The sequence below is a fragment of the Pantoea sp. Lu_F5_004 genome (assembly GCF_051136245.1).
Taxonomy (GTDB): Bacteria; Pseudomonadota; Gammaproteobacteria; order Enterobacterales; family Enterobacteriaceae; genus Pantoea; species Pantoea agglomerans.
In genome coordinates this window covers 766,397-785,567 of the sequence record NZ_CP194946.1, presented here as the reverse complement: position 1 = coordinate 785,567, position 19,171 = coordinate 766,397, and the positions used below count along the sequence as shown (strand labels likewise).

The following is a 19,171-nucleotide window of genomic DNA, read 5'->3' as shown; positions in this document are numbered from 1 at the left end:
TTCGTTCGCTTAGCAGCGGGTATGTATGCACTGAGCGGGTTCCGCCCGCCAGGCGGTCAGGAGTGCAGCGCCTGTAGCTGGGAGTGTTCGCTGCGCGAACAGGCTATGAGAAGGTTTCGTTCGCTTAGCAGCGGGTATGCACTGAGCGGGTTCCGCCCGTCAGGCGGTCAGGAGTGCAGCGCTGAAGCTGAGATTGTTCGCTGCGCGAACCGGCTATGAGAAGGTTTCGTTCGCTTAGCAGCGGGTATGCACTGAGCGGGTTCCGCCCGCCAGGCAGTCAGGAGTGAAGCGCCTGAAGCTGGGATTGTTCGCTGCGCGAACGGGCTGTGAGAAGGTTTCGTTCGCTTAGCAGCGGGTATGCACTGAGCGGGTTCCGCCCGCCAGGCGATCAGGAGTGAAGCGCCTGAAGCTGGGATTGTTCGCTGCGCGAACAGGCTATGAGAAGGTTTCGTTCGCTTAGCAGCGGGTATGCACTGAGCGGGTTCCGCCCGCCAGGCGATCAGGGGTGCAGCGCCTGAAGCTGGGATTGTTCGCTGCGCGAACGGGCTATGAGTAGGTTTCGTTCGCCTGGTAAGCCGGGCAGTTTCAGATTCGCCTCTGCAGGCGACCGACAAGGGGGCGCCAGTCGCCGCGCCCCCTTGACCCCGGGCTCCGGCCTGCTTCACCGCCGCTTCGCGGTTCCTTCGCTACTTCAGGATTTCTCACGGAACGGCGGGACGCGCCATCCCTGGCGCGAACCCGCCTCTTCGCGACATCCCTGTCGCTCGTCCTGAAATCCCTCATCCGCTCAGCGGTTCTGACGGCCTCCCCACCCCCTCGCTGTTATCTCTGCTTTTTATGTTGAGTGCTTTATCGCTGTGGTTTTTTGGGATTGCCTCTGGCTTTCGGCTCATCACACAGAATGGCATTCAACCCTACCCGCTGTTATCTCGTTTTCAGGTAACTAAGATTGTTGCGGTGAACTTCAGGAATTGAGACTGGCTTTCAGACCACCAGACAACTGTGCACCAAAGAAAACATAAAGAAATCACAGCCGGGGGTTTCCCAGAGGCGTACGGAGCGCTGAGGAACAACCGCAGGCCAGGATGAGCCGACAGGACGTCGGCGAAAGGACGGCACGAGCCAGGGATGGCGAGTCCGGACGGTCCGTCGGCCGCAGGGCGTGACGAAGGTACCCCGCACAGCGGGGCGCGCAGGCAGCCGGACGCCGGGATTGTTAAGGGGCGGGCGTCCGCCCCTTGACGCGTCCGCCTGCTCGGGCAACCTGAAACTCCCCATCGCCTGGCGGGCGGAACCCGCTCAGTGTTAGCCCGCTGCTAAGCGAACGAAGCCTTCTCATAGCCCGTTCGCGCAGCGAACCCAGGGCCTGCCCGGCGTAACCCGCTCACTGTTAGCCCGCTGCTAAGCGAACGAAGCCTTCTCATAGCCCGTTCGCGCAGCGAACCCAGGACCTGCCCGGCGTAACCCGCTCACTGTTAGCCCGCTGCTAAGCGAATGAAACCTTCTCAGCCCCGTTCGCGCAGCGAACAAAAAGGCAGGCGGGCCGCTACCCGCCTCTGCCCACGCTCAGATCAGCGCCCCACTATCATATTGGCCACCAGATACTTTCGTCCCTGGTCATCCTCTTCGGTGTAAACGCCCTGCAGCTCTGGTGAGAAGCCAGGCAGCAGATTAAGCCCCTCTTCCAGCGCCAGGAAGTAACGCTGCACCGCGCCGCCCCAGACTTCCCCCGGGACTACGCACAGCACACCCGGTGGATAAGGTAGTGCACCTTCCGCGGCAACCCGGCCTTGCGCTTCGGCTATCGGCACCAGCTCCACTTCGCCGCGAATATAAGCCTGATGCGCATCCTGCGGATTCACCCTGACCGGCGGGAACTCCGCGGCGCGGAACATCAGGCGCTGCAGATCCTTGACGTTGTGACTGACGTAAAGGTCGTGCATCTCCTGGCAGAGGCGACGCAGGGTATACCCGGCATAGCGTTCAGCATTTTTGCGGTAAATGGTCGGCAGCACTTCGGCCAGTGGCGCATCCTCTTTGACGTGCTGTTCGAATTGCGCCAGCATCGCCACCAGATTCGCCATCTTCTCCGGACTCTCTGCCGGGGTCAGCAGGAACAGGATTGAGTTGAGATCGCACTTCTCCGGCACAATGCCGTTTTCGCGCAGATAGTTCGCCAGAATGGTCGCCGGAATCCCGAAATTACTATACTCACCGCTGGCCGCATCAATCCCCGGCGTGGTCAGCAGCAGCTTGCAGGGATCCACCCGATACTGATCGCGCGCATAACCCGCGAAACCGTGCCACTTCGCCTGCGGTTCAAAGCTGAAGTAGCGCAGATCGCGGGCGATCGTCTCAGTGGGCGCATCCTGCCAGCGCTGGCCATCTACCGTCTCCGGCACAAACGGCAGGATCATCTCACAGCGATCCAGGATGGCTTTACGCGCCTCAATACCCAGCGTGACGCACTCATCCCACATACGACGCCCCGCTTCCCCCTGATGCATTCTGGCGTTGATATCCAGCGCGGCAAACAGCGGATAAAACGGACTGGTTGATGCGTGCAGCATAAAGGCGTTATTCAGTCGCTTATGCGGGCAGAAGCGGCGCTGTCCGCGAATATGATTATCTTTTTTATGGATCTGCGAAGTCTGCGAAAAACCTGCCAGCTGCTTATGCACTGACTGCGTGACAAAAATGCCGGGATCGTTCTCATTCAGTTGCAGGGTCAGCGGCGAACAGCCTTCCATCAGTGGAATGAACTGCTCATAACCGAGCCACGCGGAATCAAACAGGATGTAATCACACAGATGGCCGATGCGATCCACTACCTGACGCGCGTTGTAGACCGTGCCGTCGTAGGTGCCCAGCTGGATGATCGCCAGACGGAAAGGCCGCTCTTCAGCCGCGCGCTGCGGAGCCACGGCAGCGATCTGCTCGCGCAGATAAGCCTCATCAAAGCAGTGCGCGTCAATGCCGCCAATAAAGCCGAAGGGATTGCGCGTCGCTTCAAGATAAACCGGGGTTGCGCCCGCCTGAATCAGCGCGCCATGATGGTTCGACTTGTGATTGTTGCGGTCGAACAGCACCAGATCGCCACGCGTCAGCAGCGCATTGGTCACCACTTTGTTGGCACTGGAGGTACCGTTAAGCACAAAGTAGGTTTTATCGGCGTTAAACACCTTTGCCGCATACTTCTGCGCATCTTTAGCCGAGCCTTCGTGGATCAGCAGATCGCCCAGTTTGACGTCGGCATTGCACATATCAGAGCGGAAAACATTCTCGCCGTAGAAGTCATAAAACTGTTTGCCTGCCGGATGCTTTTTAAAGAAAGCACCGCCCTGATGGCCGGGACAGGCAAAGGTGCTGTTCTGCATATCGACATAGCGGGTCAGCGTCTCGAAGAAAGGGGGCAGCAGCGCCGCTTCATACGCCTGCGCAGCCGCTTCCAGCGCGATCCACTCCTGCGGATCGCCATTCAGCTCACCGCTGACGCCGGGCAGGTGCATCACCTCTTCTTCAAACGCGTTAGCGACAAATACCGGCAGATTAAAGCCGGTATGACGCAGCAGCGCCAGCACGCCGCTGCGGGTATCCGCCAGCGAGACGACAACCGCCGCCACATCGGTGAAGTCGGTGTTATCCAGCGTCACCACGTCTCGCGCAGTGTTCAGGGTCAGACTGGGCGCCACAGCGGCGCTGGCAGCAATTTTCAGTGGAGTCATAACAGAATCCCTAACGTCAGGGAGGAAGTGCCAGAGGCACAATTAAGGGGACAGTGCCCCGGCGAATACTTAACAGTCAGAAGGCGTTCCGCAGCCTGTGGAGAGCAGATCCATAGCCGCTGCCTGGCTGGCCTCACCGCATGGTGAATAACGGAGATATCGGAAAAGAGGAAAACCCGGTGAGCGCCGGAAGAAACGAACGGTAATCCGGGCGGATGCGCGGTGAACCGGACATGGCGACGTCCTCTGTGGCAAAGAAGCAGGGTCAAAAAGTGGCGGTCATAATGTCATCTTTTTCAGGCATGGACAACCCGAACCAGGTAATTATTCAGTCACCCTCTGCGTATGTAACAACATGATTTTTATAGTCTATTTATCATAAAAAATTCATAATACGACTAATTATCTGAATTATATGCAGATTTATGCACTTAACTCACTGCCGCTATCAGCCTGTTTTTCCGCTCGTGTCGTCTTCATTGCCGGAAGACGCGGCCATTGCCCTACCGCATTGCATCTGCCAGGCGTAAACTGATCTTCTCTTTCCTACTCTGCCGGAGGCTGCATGTTCAAGGCACTGGTCATTGAAAATGACGAACAAGGTTACCGTTCCCTGCTGAAAGATCTCCCCGAATCTCAACTGCCCGACCACGATGTCACGCTCGACGTCAGCTACTCATCCCTGAACTACAAAGATGCCCTGGCTATCTGTAACAAAGGCCCGATTGTGCGCCAGTTCCCGATGGTGCCAGGCATCGATTTTGTTGGCCGGGTGACGGCCAGCCGCCATCCCGACTGGAAAGAGGATGATGTGGCACTGCTGACGGGCTGGGGCGTGGGCGAAAAACAGTGGGGCGGCCTGGCACAGAAAGCCAGCGTCAGCGGCGACTGGCTGGTGCGCCCGCCCGCCACGCTGAGTCCGCTGCAAACCATGGCAATCGGTACGGCGGGACTGACCGCAATGCTCTGCGTGATGGCGCTGGAAAAACAGGGCATTACACCTGAACAGGGGCCGGTACTGGTAACCGGTGCCAGTGGCGGCGTCGGCAGCTATAGCGTCAGCCTGCTGGCGCGTCTGGGTTATCAGGTGATCGCTTCCAGCGGGCGCACCAGCGACCATGCCTATCTGATCGAAACGCTGGGCGCGGCATCGGTCATTGACCGTGAAGAACTCTCCCAACCCGGCAAGCCACTGGCAAAAGAGCGCTGGGCCGCCGCGATAGACAGCGTAGGCAGTCACACCCTGGCGAATGTGCTGGCCGCCACCCAGCGCGACGGCGCGGTTGCCGCCTGTGGTATGGCGCAGGGACTCGACCTGCCAGCCAGCGTCGCACCCTTTATTTTGCGTGGCGTTACGCTGGCCGGTGTCGATAGCGTGATGTGTCCGAAGCCGCTTCGTCAGCAGGCGTGGCAGCGACTCGGTGAGCTGATGGATAGCGAACGGCTCAGTAAACTGAGCCGGGTGATCCCGCTAAGTGAAGCCAGAGAAGGTGCGCAGGCATTGCTGGATGGTAAAGTGCAGGGTCGTCTGATTGTCGACTGTCGCTAATCCTGTTTAAAGGCGCGTTTTCGCGCCTTTAACGATCGGCTCGCTGCAGCCGTTTTATGAGTCCTTCCAGCGCGAACTGCGTGCCCTGCTCCATCACCGATTTCGGATCGCCGCTGAACTGATGGCACTCCGCTTCGTCTCTGCCGTCGGGCAATACCCAGCCAAACCAGATGGTGCCCGCCGGTGTACCATCTTCGCCGCCATCCGGTCCGGCATAGCCAGTAATGGATAATCCCACCGGCTCGCCGGAGCGGGCGCAGGCGCCCTGCACCATCTCCCGCGCCGTCTGTTCGCTCACCGCCGTATGCTGTTTCAGCGTGTCAGGGCGCACCCCCAGCAGACGGATTTTGGCATTTTCGCTGTAGGTCACAAAGCCGCTGGTATAAAAATCTCCGCTGTTTTCCACCGCGGCCAGCGTCATGCTGATCAGCCCGGCGGTACAGGATTCGGCAGTCGCCAGATGAAGTCCGGAAGAGAGTAAAATATTACCCAGTTGCTCAGCGGTCTGATCTAATGATTTTGCCATTATGGTCTCCTTGAATCTGTCCGGAACTCCAGGTATAGCGCAAAATCAGCGAATAAAACCGCGCAAGGCAATGTTTTTAAAGCGAAACGGTCTAAATACGCAGCTGGATATGCGGCTGTCCACTCCCGGTATGCGCCACTACCTGCAGATCGGCCTGGTACCAGCGCGTCAGCGTCGATTCCGTCATCACCGTCTGCGGTGAGCCTTGTGCCACCAGTCGGCCTGCGTGCAGCAGCAGTATGCGATCGGCCCATAATGAGGCCTGATTAAGGTCATGTAACACGGTACAGACGGTGAGATCTCCTGCGCGCGTCAGCTGGCGTAGTAAACGCAGGGTTTGCTGCTGCCAGAAGAGATCCAGCGCCGAAGTCGGCTCATCCAGAAACAGCCAGCCGCGTGGTCTTCCCTCATGCCAGAGCTGTGCCAGCACCCGCGCCAGCTGAACCCGTTGTTGTTCACCGCCGGAGAGCTGGCGGTAATCGCGCTGCGCCAGCCCTTCACAACCGGTCAGCCGCATAACCTCAGCCACAATCTGCGACGTCTGCGCCTCCGGCCAGGGCGCACGGCCCATCGCCACGACCGACTGCGCCGACTGCGCAAAGGTCAGGTTGTTCTGCTGGCGCATCACTGCCCGGCGTCGTGCCAGCTGCTCACGCGGCCATGCCGTCAGCCGTCGATCGCCCAGCCAGCACTCGCCCCGATCGGGCGACAGAAATCCCGTCAGCATCCGCAGTAGCGTCGATTTACCCGCGCCGTTGGGGCCAATCAGCGCCACCAGCTCGCCACCTGACAGCGTGACATCAAGATTATCGATAACAGTTTTGCCGCCGCGCGTGAGACACAATCCCCTGGCCTGTAAAATGTCCATCACTCCAGCCCTCGCTGTTGACGCAGAATCAGCCAGAGAAACCACGGACCGCCAATCAGGCTGGTCAGCAGCCCCACCGGCATCTCGGCAGGAACCACCAGAGTGCGCGCCAGCGTATCGGCCAGCAGCAGCAGAATCGCCCCCGCCAGCGCTGAGCCAGGCAGCAGCCAGCGATGATCGCCGCCAAGGCAAAAACGCATCACGTGTGGCACCACCAGTCCGACGAAACCGATCACGCCGCTGACCGAGACCGCCGTACCGACCAGCAACGCACTGAGGATCAGCAGCTGATGCTGAGTACGCTTCACATCAACGCCCATGTAATGCGCATCCTCTTCGCCCGCCTGCAGCAGGTTAAGGTGGCGGGCGCGAGTCTGTAACAGCAGCAAGGCTGGCAGAATCAGCAGCAGGCAGATCAGCAGTGCGGGCCACTGTGCCTGGCTGAGGCTTCCCATGCCCCATAGCGACAGCTGGCGCAGCTGCTGGTCGTTGCTCAGCCATGACAGCACGCCTACCGCTGCCCCGCACAACGCATTAATCGCAATGCCGACCAGCAACAGCCGCGAAAGATTGCCGCGCGCCAGCCGACTGAAACTGAAGATCAGCAGTGTAACCAGCAGGCTGCCGATAAACGCGGCGATCATCGGTAGCCACAATGCCAGCGGTGCCGGCAACGTCAGCGGAATAATGATTGCCAGCGCCACCGCCAGTCCCGCCCCGCTGCTGATCCCCAGCAGACCGGGATCGGCCAGTGGGTTACGAAAAACACCCTGCATCACTGCGCCAGAGACTGCCAGCGCCATGCCCATCACCACCGCCAGCAGCACGCGCGGCAGGCGAATATCCAGCCAGATCTGCCAGATAAGATCGCTGAGCGGTGCCTGCCACAGCGCCCGCACTGAAAGCGACATCGCCCCCAGATTTGCCGCCAGCATCATCGCCACCAGCAGGAAGATCAGCATCAGCACCAGGCCACGCAGCGCATTATCCTTAATCATGGTTCAGCGATTCCGCCGCCTGGCGCAATTTCACGATTGCCCGTGGCGTATCAAGGCCAAACCCCAGCAGTGCCATGGTGTCGATCACCAGCAGACGATGCTGCTGCCCGGCAGGCGTCAGCGCCAATCCCGGTAACTGCCACAGTTGCGCTTCGCCGCCCAGGGTTTTCAGGCCATCCTCGCCTATTACCACCAGATCCGGCGCGGCGGCGATCACCCCTTCCTGTGACAGTGCCTGATAGTGCGGCACCGGGCCCATAGCATTCTCCAGCCCGGCGCTGCGAATGGCGCCATCGGCCGCAGTCTGATTTCCAGCTGCCATCGACTTCATGCCGCTGTTCGCCATGATGTAGAGCACTTTTACCGGCAGCGGTTGCTGCGGCAACTGGCGAATCTGCTGCGTCATTTGCTGCGCCAGTGTCTGAGCTTCGCTTTCACGCTGCAGCGCCTGGCCCACAGTGATAATTTTCTGCGGAATCGCCTGCAGGCTGCTGTCGCCGCTGACCGTGACCACCCTGACGCCCGCGCGGGCAATCTGTTGCAGCACCAGCGACGGTTGCGCCTGCGCGCTGGCGATCACCAGTGTCGGTTTCAGTGCCAGGATGCCTTCGGCGTTGAGCTGACGCATATAACCCACGTCCGGCAGTCGGGCGGCCTGCGCCGGACGCAGACTGGTGCTGTCGCGCGCCACCAGCTGTGACTGGGCATCCAGCGCATAGATAATCTGAGTGACGTCTCCGCCAATCGACACCACCCGCTCCGCCGCCAGTGATGGCAGCGTCATCAGCAGCCATAACAGCATCACTCTTTTCATGCCGCCGCTCCCGGCGTGCGGAGTGCGCCAATCTGCTCGCGCCAGCGTGACTGCTCTGGCGTACCTTCCGTGCGCTGACCGTAGAGCTGGGCGATCTGCGTGCCGTCGGCGGCAAACAGTTCCAGGCTGGTAACAAAGCCATCGCCCGTTGGCTTGCGTGTTACCCAGCTTTCGCTGATCTGATCAGCCATCAGATGCAGCGTGAACTGCGGATTGAAGATGTTGAGCCAGTTTTCCACTGGCTGCAGCTTTTCTACCCTGCCGGTGAAAATCTGAGTACAGCCACGGTTGCCGACAAAAATCATAATTTCATTGCCCGCCTGCTGTGCCATCTGTAGCAGGCGCTCAAGCGCGTCGTTGCCGGTCTGCCAGGCGAGATCCTCACCCACCGCGCGAAACGCCTGCGGCCGTGACACCTGGTGGCGCTTCAGCAACGCGAAAAACTGATGAACATCGGTCATGGCGCGCCATTCACGGTCGATGGCGGTGGCATCAATCGCCTCCGCCAGGGGAGCAGCGGCAACCGGCTCAACCACGAGCGGCGTCGCCGCGGCGTCGGTAAAGTCGGCGATCAGCGTCTGCCACACTGCCATGCTGGTCTGCTCCGTGGCGTAAACTTTCAGCACCGCATCGCCATGACGATCAAAAATCTGAATGCTGTGACGAACGCCCAGCCCGGCTGGCTCCTGCAGAGCAAAGGCGCTGCACCACTGACCGACGAACAGGCGCAGATCGAGCGCACGGGGATTTAGCACCAAGCCACCATGCGCGCCAATCTGCACATTGTGGTATTCACCCAGATGTTCATGTACCGCATAAGCGTTACGGGTAATGTTTTTGGTTTCACCGACTGCGCCCAGTGCCTTCAGCAACGCCGGAAAATCGCGTTTCAGCGCCACGGCATCAACGCCGATGCGCGCTTCACACAATTCCGCTTCGCTGATGCCGATCAGCGCGGCCAGGTCGCGGGCATATTTCTTCGGTTGTTCACCTTTAAGGACAAGATAGTGCTGATAAATCGGGTTCATGACTCAGGCTCTCTTAGTAATGCCCTGCATCAGCGCAGGGCGACGGCTATCAAAAATCGACGTTAACACCTAACTGGAAAGTACGGCCCGGCATCACGGCCAGTGCCTGATCGTTGCGCTCCTGCTGAGTGGCGCTGGTCAGTTCACGGCTGCTGAGGTAATCCCGGTATTTGCGATCGGTTATGTTGTAAAGCCCGCCACTCAGCCTGACGTTGTGCGCGACACGCCAGTAAGCGGTCATATCCACCATGCCATAACCCGGCACCCGCATGTAATCGGTGCTGGAGTCGGCCAGGCTGCTGCCGTTGTTAGCGAAGCTTTCGCGGTTAGTCGCGCTGGCTTGCTTACCTTTGACAAAGGTAGCGGTAACGGCGGCACCGTAGCCGTGCGCCTCATCATCCCAGGCAAGTCCGACGATCGCTTTCATCGGGGCAACACTCTCAAGGTCGATATAGCGGTCACCAAGGTAGCTCGACTTTGCCGCGCCCTGCGTGTAACCAAACGCCAGATTGGCGCTCAGACCCTCGACCTCGCTGAACCAGCTGCCGAAGTTCACTTTACTGCTGATTTCAGCCCCGTAGATGTAGGCTTTATCGCGGTTCTCCGCCTGATAGGTGGTGTAAATGTTGGCAGGCACATTGACGAACTGACCCGGATTAGCCGCCCGGCTGTAGCGGGTAAAGGCAATAAAGTTTTTATAGTCGTTATAAAAAGCGGCAGCGTTAAGCGTGACGCCTTTTGCCACCTCTCCTTTTACACCCCACTCGTAGTTGTTGCTGGTTTCGGTTTTCAGGTCTGCATTACCAATCAGCGCATACTGTGCAGGTCCGGCATAGCTGGAGCCAAGGTTCCATGAGCCATAAAGCTGGGTATCGTTGGGGAACTGCGCGCCACGGGTATATTGCAGATAAGTCATCAGCTTCGGTGTGAGATCGTACTGGAAGGCGATCGACGGCAATATCTGGGTGTCGCTGTTTGGCGATCCATAGAGCGCTGAGACTTCGCTGGCGTCGAGCACGCTACTGTTCGTGGTCAGCGTCGCCACATCACGCGGTCGGGTGTTCTGATAGGCCACGCGCGCGCCCGGCACGATGGCCGCCCGATGTCCGTCAGCATCGAAGCTGATGGTATCCTGCAGATAACCGCCCACGGTGTAGCTACGACTGTCAGCCTGCGGCTGCATGATCGCAGTAAAAGCACTGGCGGGTGGTGACTGACGGAAAGGTCGTTCAGTATCCACCAGACGCGCATTCAGCCCGGCACTCAGTTCATGTCGCCCGACGCTTTTGAGCGCGCCGGCGTCAAAACCGTAGCTGTCGCTATTGTAGTCGGAATAAACGGTTTGCCTGGCAGTGGCACTCGACGGCATGCGGGTATTGTCATGCGCCTGGGTCTGCTGCCAGTAAACGCGGGTCGTCAGGCTGTCGATCAGGTCATTGTAAGGCGTGTACTCATCCGCCAGGCTGATGCCCCAGCGGCGGGTATCACTCTGCTGCTGTGCCGTTCCCCAGACTGTATTGCCTGAAGTGCTCCAGCTGTCGTAATGGCTGTGGTGGGTTTTGTGATAGTAATCGACCGTCGCGCTGAGCTTATGAGCATCATTGGGCTGCCAGATGCCGGAGGTCATAAAGGCATCGGAGTGCCAGTTGGCCGGATAAGCATCGAGCGTGCCGCTGTTATTACGGGTTTCCTGACCGTCGCGGCGGCTGTAAACAAAGATGCCGCGCAGTTCATCGTCACCGGCAGCGGCGGTGATGCCGTTATGCCAGCTGCGACTGGACGAGTCATAGTCGCTCTGATAACTGAATGCGGTCGCTTTTCCGGGATGCAGGTAATCGTCGGGAGACTTATTACGGAACGAGACGTTGCCGCCAATCGAGGTGTTCGGCTGATCCACTGCTGTGGCGCCCTTCTCAATCTCAATACGGCCAAACATATAAGGATCGATGTAATCGCGGCCAATGCCAAAGCTGTCGAGACCTGCGCGTCCTACATAACTGCGGCCAGTGGCCTGCGGCAACGGAATGCCGTCCACATCCAGACCGACTCGGTTGCTCTCGAGGCCACGAATGTTGTAGCCGGTATAACCGGCCCGATCAAAACCGCTCTTACCGGCTGATGAACCGCCACGGGTACCGGTAGCGCTGATCAGCGGTTCATAGCGCATGATCGATCCAAAGTCAGTGGCACCACGCTGTTGCAGATCGCTGGCAGAGAGAGAGGTTTTACTGCCTGCCGTTTTTTTGATTTCCGGTGCCGTCACCGTCATTACCGGTTCGGCACTGCTGCCATAGCGGTCAGAAAGGGTTAGCGTGGCAGATTCACTGCCCGCAGCATAAGTGCAGGTGGTATTGATGAAGGTGGCGAGCAACGCCAGTTGAGTCAGACGCGGTTGCGTCAATCTCCGAAAACGTGGTGACATAGGCGCGAATTACCTGATTAATTGTTAGTATTCGCTCACTTGCTTGCTGGCAACAGTAAAACGGCTCCGCATAAAAGCCGTGAAAAGTCAGAACATCATGCTGGTGTAGTAATTATCGCCCGGAATTTAATGCAACTGATAATCATTATCAATATTATTTACATTTAGATATAAACCACAGCGCACAAATTGTTAACCCGAATGCATTGGCATTTATCAACACGTAAAGGAATAGAGTTATGGCGCAAAAACCTGTGGTTGTTATTCACTACTGTATGCAATGCAACTGGCTGATGCGGTCAGCGTGGATGGCACAGGAACTTCTGCATACCTTCGCTGAGGATCTGGCGGAAGTGACGCTGAAACCGGGCACCGGCGGTATCTTTGAGATTACGCTGGATGAGCATCTGCTGTGGGAACGTAAGCGGGATGGTGGCTTCCCGGATGCAACCACGCTGAAACAGCGTGTGCGGGACATCTGCTTCCCGGATCGTACGCTGGGCCACATCGACAAACACAAAACTGAAATCAGCTAAGTCCGCTATTAGCTGTGGGTGATTTTTTCTGCCGCGTCGTGCAGCGCCTTAATCAGCGTCTGCAGCGCGGCTTCTGAGATATCTTCCTGCGCAAGCCGCCGGTTCAGCGCGACCTTCAACCCATGAATCGCCTGCTCAACAGCAGGAATGCTGCGGTTATTGACCAGAATTGCCAGCGTAGAGAGCCGTGTAATCAGGCTGGTGACCGTTTCACGGTTCTCTGCCAGCTGCGCTTCTCCCGCTGCCGTCAGGCGGTAGGCTTTACGCGTTGCCTGCGCATCCACCACCTGAATCGCCTCCATCTCTTCCAGCAGCGTCAGATTGGGGTAAATGATCCCCGGACTGGGCGAATACTCTCCCTTTGACAGCTCCTCAACAGACTTGATCAGCTCATAGCCGTGCGCGGCATTCTGCGCCAGGAAATGGAGCATCAGCAGGCGAATCTCACTCGCTTCCAGCATCTTTTCACGTCGCTTGCGCCGTCCGCTGCAACTGCCTGCGCGCGCAGTCTGATCGTCAGATGAAGTGGAAGTCGGATGCTGTTTCATGGCCTGCCCTGCTGCGAAAAAAGTGGAATTGATGGTAGTGCGCTGCCTGGCAAAACTCAATTGCCTTAGCGGCTTACTTCTGGTGCCAGTAGGCCACCGCCCGCACGAAATCACTGTTGAGGCCGCGCTGCACCGTGAAGTAGTCACACAGCGCTTTAACAAACTCACCTTCGCCGGTCAGCCAGATAAAGTAATCTTCCGTCGGGATAGAGATCTGATCCAGCCGGGCAATCAGCTGACTGAGCTGCGCTTTCTGCATCTGGCCGCTGCCGAGCCAGTTTGTCGTCACATCAGCCGTATCAGATAAATAGTCGCGGCCCGTCGCTTCATCGGTAAAGGCATAGAGATGCAGCGCCTGCGCCCGGGCGTCACGCTGACGGCGCGCAAAAGCCGGCAACCCGGTTTCATCACAGACGTAGAGCTGGAATGCGTAATCGGTCGGCACCACCAGCGAGCCGCGTGGCCCGCCGACAATCAACCGATCGCCAGGCTGTGCCTGAGTTGCCCAGTCACTGGCTACGCCCTGCTGATGAATATAAAAATCGAGGGTCAGTGAAGATTCACCATCGAATTCCAGCGGTGTGTAATCGCGCGCCTGCGGACGCAGCCCTTCAGGCCAGACAATCCCCGCATCGGTGATTTGTGGCAGAGCCAGTGTGGCCCCTTCAGCGGAAGGGAAGAAAACCTTAATGTGGTCATCAAAGCCTGGCGACGTGAAGCCCGCCAGATCGCTGCCGCTGAACCGGATGCGCCAGAATTTACCGGCAATGTTAGTTTTACTCGCGACCTGGATATGGCGGAAACGCAATTCATTACGGACGCGCTGTGGTACACGCTGATCGGCTGATACAGGCAAAATTTCTCTCCTGAAACGGGATGGATGCCCGTGACTCAAGGCATGCTGACAATCATGGAATAACAATCATTCTCATCTGAAGTGCCAAGATTAGCTATGATATATCTTCACTACAAGAACGAAAAATGCGATCCAGCGGTTTAAGATATATTTTATACCTGTACGGGTGCGCACAGTGCAGACGAAGAGCGGCCCTGATAAGAGCGTTCAGTGAGAGATAACAGGCAGGTTTAGTGAGGCAGGCAGATCAGGCTAAGGCTGTCCGGCTCCTGACGAGCCGGGCATGATGTTGCGCCACACATTATGGCAGCGCATGACCACTTACAGTGTGTCGTTGAATCCGGAGAGGGAAGGATTGCTGCTGGTGTGTTCCGGCAGCTCACCATCACCCAGAATTTCATGCTGGGTGGCCTGAGAGTGCGGATGCAGTCCGGCAGGAGGTGAAAAAGGTTCAGCCTGTTGTGCCATCGCCATGACAGGCAATGCCAGGATCAGTGAAATCATTAAGCGTCGCATAGTTGTCTTCGTTTGTTTTTTTGACCAGAAAAGGCCTGAAATGCAGGTAAATATTCCAGCCCTGGCACAGATGCTCGATGATTCAGGCATGGCAGGGTTTCGGGAGAGGATTTTACGCCAGAACGGCGAGTTATTTTATAAAATCGTGCGGTTTGTCACGGTTTACCGCACGAATTATGCATTAACAGGGTCGGGAGTCACTCGCCCTGCCCTGCTGGCGTAATGCTGATCAGTTAAGATTAGATTTATAAAAGCTGTCACGGTCAAACGTGGCAGCCTTTTTTTCCGGGCGAGCGAGCCGCAGTGCGGGCCAGACAGGGGCAGGCAATCCGCAGCGCTGAACAGAATGAGTCTGCCTGGAGAGCCCGCAGGACGCGGGCGAAAGGCGGGGCGGCACAGGATGTGCCATCCCCGGCGGTCCGTCAGGCAGAGGAATGAAGTGAAGGAACCGCATAGCGGCGCGAGGACCGCCAGCCCCTGCCCGGCACCAGACTGCGTTATCACCTGTCGCTTAACTGACTGGCGTTATGCCCTGCTGGCTACGCCTGCATCACCGGAATAGAAAAAACGCCGCTCAGCCAGTCGGGCTTACAGTGCGCAAAATCGAGACGCAGCAGATCTTTACCGGGACGACGTGACACACCCAGTGCTGGCAGATGCTGATAGTAGATATCCTCGATAAAGCGTGTCAGCTGCTCCGGGCTGCCGCTCCAGCGGATCGACGCATAGAGTCCACGAACCTCGCTCCAGCTGGCGGTGTCGTCACCCAGCAACCCGGCATGTTGCGGCTCCAGCGCCTGAAACAGGCTGATATTTTGCTGATCAGCAGAGCTATGGCCGGGGCCATACTGAAAGCCTAACCAGCCCTGCGACACGCGGCCGCCCGCCAGCGACACCAGTTGCCGCGCCTGTTCAGCCACCCGGTGATCGCGATCGGCAATGTAATCGCCAAACTTACACTCCCACTCCAGCGTCTCTCCGCACAAATGCAGCTCTTCCTCACGCTCCACCAGCGTTGCACGCTCTGCCAGCGATCGCACCAGAATGCGACCATGGAAGTTTTTAACCGGCAAATGGGGGATACGGCGAAACGCACCAGGCGTCAACGAAAAGTGACCTTTGAATACCCGGGTAAAATTTTGTTGGTTATCAAAACCAAAACGTACGGCGATATCGATCAGCGTCATGCGCGTCAGACGCAGCGCCATAGCGGCCATCGTCAGACGCCGTTTACGGGTGTAAGCCGCCAGGGTCTGTCCGGTCATCTCCTTAAACATGCGCTGCATGTGCCATTTGGAATAACCTGACTTGAGGGTAATCTGATCGATATTAAGATCGTCGGTGAGATTGGCTTCAATCCACTCGACCAGATCGTTGATGTGCTGTTTTTTAATGGCCTGACTGAGCATGATGGCGATTTACGACGCGGGTTAGGACTGGGATTTCAGTTACAAAAGGATAACAAAAATCGCAAATCGGTGTAAGGAAAGGGTAAGCATTGCGCGCCCGTTCAGGGCGTTTCCGCATTAATTGCTTAGGTTACTAACTAAAAAAGGCTGACTGCTGTCAGCCTTCTGATTATTGATAAAAACTGCGCCGGATAGCTGTAAGACGGAGCCTGCGACAACTAATGACTGCGCATTCCGGCCGCTGTCATCATCATGCGGAACAGCGAGGCGACAACGCCCAGCGCCAGCACGCTGGCGGCATAGATAAACACCAGCCACATCACACGCTTCCACCATGGCGCTTTCGTTTCTTCATTGTGATTGTGGTCTTTCATGCTGCTGAGGCTTTTCATATCAATGATATCCTGCGTCTGCTTTGATTTTTCCACGGAACACGTAATAGCTCCAGAAGGTGTAGCCCAGGATCATCGGGATAATCAACAGGCTACCCACCAGCATAAAGGCCTGGCTCTGCGGCGGTGAGGCGGCAGCCCAGATGGTCACTGATGGCGGAATAATGTTTGGCCAGATACTGATGCCCAGCCCGGAGAAGCCCAGGAAGATCAGCGCCAGCGTCAGCAGAAACGGTGAATAGTGCGCCTCGCGTTTAATGGCGCGCACAATGCCCCACGAACAGAGCAGCACCAATACCGGAACCGGCAGGAACAGGAACAGGTTGGGTTTGCTGAACCAGCGATGCGCGATATCAGCATGCGCAAACGGTGTCCACAGGCTAATGATGCCGATAATCACTAACAGCGCAATCACCAGCGGCGTAGCCAGCGCAGACATTTTACGGTGCAGTTCGTTCTCGGTCTTCATGATAAGCCAGGTGCAGCCCAGCAACGCGTAGGCAACAACCAGACCCACGCCGCAGAACAGCGGGAACGGTGCCAGCCAGTCCATTGCGGAACCGGCAAAACGACGTCCCTCAACCGGAATACCATCCAGCAACGCACCCACGGCCACACCCTGACTGAAGGTAGCAATGACAGAACCAGCAATAAACGACTTGTCCCAGAACGCCCGATGGCCTTCTACCGCCTTGAAGCGGAACTCAAAGGCGACACCACGGAAAATCAGGCCAATCAGCATAGCGGTCAGCGGAATCGACAGCGCATCGGCAATCACCGCATAGGCCAGCGGGAACGCCCCGAACAGACCAGCGCCACCCAGCACCAGCCAGGTTTCATTTCCGTCCCAGACCGGCGCGACGGTGTTAACCATCATGTCGCGCTCGCCAGCATCTTTATTGAACGGGAACAGCAGACCAATACCCAGGTCGAAGCCATCCATCACAATATACATCAGGGTTGCGAAAACGATAATCGCAAACCAGATAACGGAATAATCGATCATCTTAGTGGTCTCCATCCTTAAAGGTGGCAGCGGAAAGCGGACGCGCCGGGGTTTTCTTCTGGCCAGGACCACCCTCTTCGGTGATATGGCCTTCGCCGGTAACCGGTCCCTGCTTAATCAGACGCATCATGTAGTGATACCCCACGCCGAACACCGAGCTGTAGACCAGAATAAAGGCCAGCAGGCTGATGCTCATGTGCATGTCCCCATGTGCCGAGACCGCATCAATCGTGCGCTGCACGCCATAGACCACCCAAGGCTGACGACCGATTTCAGTAGTAAACCAGCCTGCCAGAATCGCAATCAGACCCGACGGCCCCATCAATAGCGCAAACCACAGGAAAGGACGCGACTCATAGAGACGCCCTTTGAAACGCAGCCACAGGCTGACCACGCCCAGCGTAATCATCAGCAGGCCCAGCGCCACCATCACGCGGAAGGACCAGAAGATGACCGTTGAATTAGGCCGGTCCTCTTTCGGGAAAGACTTCAGCGCCGGGACCTGCTTGTCCAGGCTATGCGTCAGAATCAGGCTGCCAAGATAAGGCACCTCCAGCGCATATTTGGTACGTTCCTGCTCCATGTCGGGGATCCCGAACAGGATCAGCGGTGTGGCTTCCCCCGGTGGGTTTTCCCAGTGCCCTTCAATCGCCGCGATTTTGGCAGGCTGGTGTTCCAGCGTATTCAGACCATGAGCATCACCAATCATCGCCTGAATCGGCGCGACAATCAGTGCCATCCACAACGCCATTGAGAACATCTTGCGGATAGCGGGATTGTTATTTCCCTTCAGCAGATGCCAGGCCGCCGACGATCCCACAAAAAAAGCACTCGCCAGGAACGCCGCTACGGACATATGGAACAGGCGATAAGGGAATGAGGGGTTAAAGACGATTTTGAACCAGTCCTGCGGAACCACGATGCCATTCTGAATGATGTAGCCCTGAGGCGTATGCATCCAGCTGTTAGAGGCCAGGATCCAGAAGGTGGAAATCAGCGTACCGAGGGCGACCATGCAGGTGGCAAAGAAGTGCAGCCCGGGACCCACGCGATTCCAGCCAAACAGCATCACGCCCAGGAAGCCCGCTTCCAGGAAGAACGCTGTCAGTACTTCATAGGTCAGCAGCGGACCGGTGATACTGCCAGCAAACTCCGAGAAGCCGCTCCAGTTCGTCCCGAACTGATAAGCCATGACCAGTCCTGATACCACACCCATGCCGAAGTTAACGGCAAAGATTTTCGACCAGAAGTGGTAGAGATCGCGATAGGTTTGATCGCGGGTTTTGAGCCACATACCTTCGAGCACAGCCAGAAAACTGGCGAGACCGATGGTGATGGCGGGAAAGATAATATGGAAGGAAACAGTAAATGCGAACTGAATCCTGGCCAGATGAAAGGCATCTAATCCGAACATTGCTTACCTCTTTGCCACATAGAACACCATGTATTTACTTATAATTAACAACTTAAGCCTGATGCGCCTGGTTCTCTGCGCTTATTGAAATTCCCGCCGCAAATTTAAAACTATTCGCGGCGAGGAAATAGAAACAGTGGGGTTAATGAAAACTATAACAGTCTTTATTGATTCTGATCATTGTTTTTGACGGGAATTATTTATTTAAAAATAAGGCCTAAAGGTTAATCAGAGCGTGTTTATGTGTCGTTAATGTTACGGTAATTTGTACTTTAAAAATCGCTCGCGCTAAGGCGAATCTTGCCTGGAAAATTCCTTCAACAGGCTGTTTTCAGGCACTATTTTGTTATAAACCCTGATTGAGTAAAGGTCAAATTTTAGAGACAACAAATTTAATTCCCTTATTTTTTAACAGGTTAAAAGAGTAAGTTGTTACCTCTGCCGCTTTGTTTGCTTTTTTGCTTTTGCCTGGCTAATGCAGCTATAACTTCTGACAGAAAAAACGCAGAACGGCGATTTTAAGCGCCATAAGAGATGTTAATAAAATGAGTCAAAAAGAAGGTA

The 19,171-nt window shown here is 56.9% G+C and carries 17 protein-coding genes; 3 read left to right on the top strand and 14 right to left on the bottom strand.

All coding sequences use genetic code 11. The features are described 5' to 3' along the window. Positions 1–1,571: 1,571 nt before the first annotated feature. A complete protein-coding gene (locus tag ACR8BN_RS03750; RefSeq protein WP_031594671.1) occupies positions 1,572–3,725 on the bottom strand; it encodes an ornithine decarboxylase in 2,154 nt (717 codons plus the stop codon). A gap of 565 nt (positions 3,726–4,290) precedes the next feature. On the opposite strand from ACR8BN_RS03750, the gene acuI reads away from it, so the two are divergent. Beyond that, positions 4,291–5,274, top strand: coding sequence for an acrylyl-CoA reductase (NADPH) (gene acuI, locus ACR8BN_RS03745; protein WP_039388217.1), 984 nt, complete (start codon positions 4,291–4,293; stop codon positions 5,272–5,274). A gap of 28 nt (positions 5,275–5,302) precedes the next feature. Here the strand turns inward: acuI and ACR8BN_RS03740 are convergent, their stop codons facing one another. The 6 genes from ACR8BN_RS03740 to ACR8BN_RS03715 form a co-directional block, all read right to left on the bottom strand. Further along, positions 5,303–5,800, bottom strand: a complete 498-nt coding sequence (locus ACR8BN_RS03740) for a CinA family protein (protein WP_010671076.1) — start codon at positions 5,798–5,800, stop codon at positions 5,303–5,305. A gap of 91 nt (positions 5,801–5,891) precedes the next feature. Continuing rightward, the gene (locus ACR8BN_RS03735) at positions 5,892–6,668 is read right to left on the bottom strand and encodes a heme ABC transporter ATP-binding protein (protein ID WP_163792287.1); all 777 of its coding nucleotides are present in this window, start codon (positions 6,666–6,668) and stop codon (positions 5,892–5,894) included. Next, entirely contained in the window at positions 6,668–7,666 is a 999-nt protein-coding gene (locus ACR8BN_RS03730; RefSeq protein ID WP_064703192.1) for a FecCD family ABC transporter permease, read from the bottom strand. Before ACR8BN_RS03730 ends, ACR8BN_RS03735 begins: the two co-directional genes overlap by 1 nt. Then, complete coding sequence (locus tag ACR8BN_RS03725) at positions 7,659–8,480, bottom strand: heme/hemin ABC transporter substrate-binding protein (protein ID WP_434747343.1); 822 nt, start codon at positions 8,478–8,480, stop codon at positions 7,659–7,661. The genes ACR8BN_RS03730 and ACR8BN_RS03725 overlap by 8 nt, the downstream gene beginning before the upstream one ends. Beyond that, positions 8,477–9,508, bottom strand: coding sequence for a hemin-degrading factor (locus ACR8BN_RS03720; protein WP_434747342.1), 1,032 nt, complete (start codon positions 9,506–9,508; stop codon positions 8,477–8,479). Before ACR8BN_RS03720 ends, ACR8BN_RS03725 begins: the two co-directional genes overlap by 4 nt. 49 nt (positions 9,509–9,557) lie before the next feature. Next, positions 9,558–11,930 carry a TonB-dependent receptor domain-containing protein gene (locus tag ACR8BN_RS03715; RefSeq protein ID WP_434747341.1) on the bottom strand — a complete coding sequence of 791 codons (2,373 nt, stop codon included), beginning with the start codon at positions 11,928–11,930 and terminating at the stop codon, positions 9,558–9,560. A 239-nt stretch (positions 11,931–12,169) separates the two neighbouring features. On the opposite strand from ACR8BN_RS03715, the gene ACR8BN_RS03710 reads away from it, so the two are divergent. Then, the gene (locus ACR8BN_RS03710) at positions 12,170–12,466 is read left to right on the top strand and encodes a SelT/SelW/SelH family protein (protein WP_434747340.1); all 297 of its coding nucleotides are present in this window, start codon (positions 12,170–12,172) and stop codon (positions 12,464–12,466) included. An 8-nt stretch (positions 12,467–12,474) separates the two neighbouring features. Here ACR8BN_RS03710 and ACR8BN_RS03705 read toward each other — a convergent pair whose 3' ends face one another. The 3 genes from ACR8BN_RS03705 to ACR8BN_RS03695 all read right to left on the bottom strand — a co-directional run bounded on the left by ACR8BN_RS03705 (position 12,475) and on the right by ACR8BN_RS03695 (position 14,386). After that, the gene (locus tag ACR8BN_RS03705) at positions 12,475–13,014 is read right to left on the bottom strand and encodes a PadR family transcriptional regulator (protein WP_115759159.1); all 540 of its coding nucleotides are present in this window, start codon (positions 13,012–13,014) and stop codon (positions 12,475–12,477) included. Between the two features lie 73 nt (positions 13,015–13,087). Beyond that, positions 13,088–13,870, bottom strand: coding sequence for a siderophore-interacting protein (locus ACR8BN_RS03700; protein WP_031594222.1), 783 nt, complete (start codon positions 13,868–13,870; stop codon positions 13,088–13,090). Positions 13,871–14,191: 321 nt separating this feature from the next. After that, on the bottom strand, positions 14,192–14,386 hold the full coding sequence (locus tag ACR8BN_RS03695; RefSeq protein WP_010671084.1) for a hypothetical protein: 195 nt from the start codon (positions 14,384–14,386) through the stop codon (positions 14,192–14,194). A 40-nt stretch (positions 14,387–14,426) separates the two neighbouring features. On the opposite strand from ACR8BN_RS03695, the gene ACR8BN_RS03690 reads away from it, so the two are divergent. After that, on the top strand, positions 14,427–14,609 hold the full coding sequence (locus ACR8BN_RS03690) for a hypothetical protein (RefSeq protein WP_031594221.1): 183 nt from the start codon (positions 14,427–14,429) through the stop codon (positions 14,607–14,609). A 316-nt stretch (positions 14,610–14,925) separates the two neighbouring features. On the opposite strand, the gene ACR8BN_RS03685 is transcribed toward ACR8BN_RS03690, so the two are convergent. From ACR8BN_RS03685 to ACR8BN_RS03670, 4 genes are all read right to left on the bottom strand, one after another. Next, positions 14,926–15,795, bottom strand: coding sequence for a helix-turn-helix domain-containing protein (locus ACR8BN_RS03685; protein ID WP_031594220.1), 870 nt, complete (start codon positions 15,793–15,795; stop codon positions 14,926–14,928). Positions 15,796–16,013: 218 nt separating this feature from the next. Continuing rightward, the gene (locus tag ACR8BN_RS03680) at positions 16,014–16,187 is read right to left on the bottom strand and encodes a DUF2474 domain-containing protein (RefSeq protein WP_010671086.1); all 174 of its coding nucleotides are present in this window, start codon (positions 16,185–16,187) and stop codon (positions 16,014–16,016) included. A gap of 1 nt (position 16,188) precedes the next feature. Next, complete coding sequence (gene cydB, locus ACR8BN_RS03675) at positions 16,189–17,193, bottom strand: cytochrome d ubiquinol oxidase subunit II (protein WP_010248926.1); 1,005 nt, start codon at positions 17,191–17,193, stop codon at positions 16,189–16,191. 1 nt (position 17,194) lies between these two features. Then, a complete protein-coding gene (locus ACR8BN_RS03670; RefSeq protein ID WP_031594219.1) occupies positions 17,195–18,607 on the bottom strand; it encodes a cytochrome ubiquinol oxidase subunit I in 1,413 nt (470 codons plus the stop codon). Positions 18,608–19,171 lie beyond the last annotated feature (564 nt).

Excerpts from the sequence above, each read along its gene's own strand:
- ACR8BN_RS03750 (WP_031594671.1), bottom strand. The coding sequence starts at position 3,725 with ATGACTCCACTGAAAATTGCTGCCAGCGCCGCTGTGGCGCCCAGTCTG.
- acuI (WP_039388217.1), top strand. The coding sequence starts at position 4,291 with ATGTTCAAGGCACTGGTCATTGAAAATGACGAACAAGGTTACCGTTCC.
- ACR8BN_RS03740 (WP_010671076.1), bottom strand. The coding sequence starts at position 5,800 with ATGGCAAAATCATTAGATCAGACCGCTGAGCAACTGGGTAATATTTTA.
- ACR8BN_RS03735 (WP_163792287.1), bottom strand. The coding sequence starts at position 6,668 with ATGGACATTTTACAGGCCAGGGGATTGTGTCTCACGCGCGGCGGCAAA.
- ACR8BN_RS03730 (WP_064703192.1), bottom strand. The coding sequence starts at position 7,666 with ATGATTAAGGATAATGCGCTGCGTGGCCTGGTGCTGATGCTGATCTTC.
- ACR8BN_RS03725 (WP_434747343.1), bottom strand. The coding sequence starts at position 8,480 with ATGAAAAGAGTGATGCTGTTATGGCTGCTGATGACGCTGCCATCACTG.
- ACR8BN_RS03720 (WP_434747342.1), bottom strand. The coding sequence starts at position 9,508 with ATGAACCCGATTTATCAGCACTATCTTGTCCTTAAAGGTGAACAACCG.
- ACR8BN_RS03715 (WP_434747341.1), bottom strand. The coding sequence starts at position 11,930 with ATGTCACCACGTTTTCGGAGATTGACGCAACCGCGTCTGACTCAACTG.
- ACR8BN_RS03710 (WP_434747340.1), top strand. The coding sequence starts at position 12,170 with ATGGCGCAAAAACCTGTGGTTGTTATTCACTACTGTATGCAATGCAAC.
- ACR8BN_RS03705 (WP_115759159.1), bottom strand. The coding sequence starts at position 13,014 with ATGAAACAGCATCCGACTTCCACTTCATCTGACGATCAGACTGCGCGC.
- ACR8BN_RS03695 (WP_010671084.1), bottom strand. The coding sequence starts at position 14,386 with ATGCGACGCTTAATGATTTCACTGATCCTGGCATTGCCTGTCATGGCG.
- ACR8BN_RS03690 (WP_031594221.1), top strand. The coding sequence starts at position 14,427 with ATGCAGGTAAATATTCCAGCCCTGGCACAGATGCTCGATGATTCAGGC.
- ACR8BN_RS03685 (WP_031594220.1), bottom strand. The coding sequence starts at position 15,795 with ATGCTCAGTCAGGCCATTAAAAAACAGCACATCAACGATCTGGTCGAG.
- ACR8BN_RS03680 (WP_010671086.1), bottom strand. The coding sequence starts at position 16,187 with ATGAAAAGCCTCAGCAGCATGAAAGACCACAATCACAATGAAGAAACG.
- cydB (WP_010248926.1), bottom strand. The coding sequence starts at position 17,193 with ATGATCGATTATTCCGTTATCTGGTTTGCGATTATCGTTTTCGCAACC.
- ACR8BN_RS03670 (WP_031594219.1), bottom strand. The coding sequence starts at position 18,607 with ATGTTCGGATTAGATGCCTTTCATCTGGCCAGGATTCAGTTCGCATTT.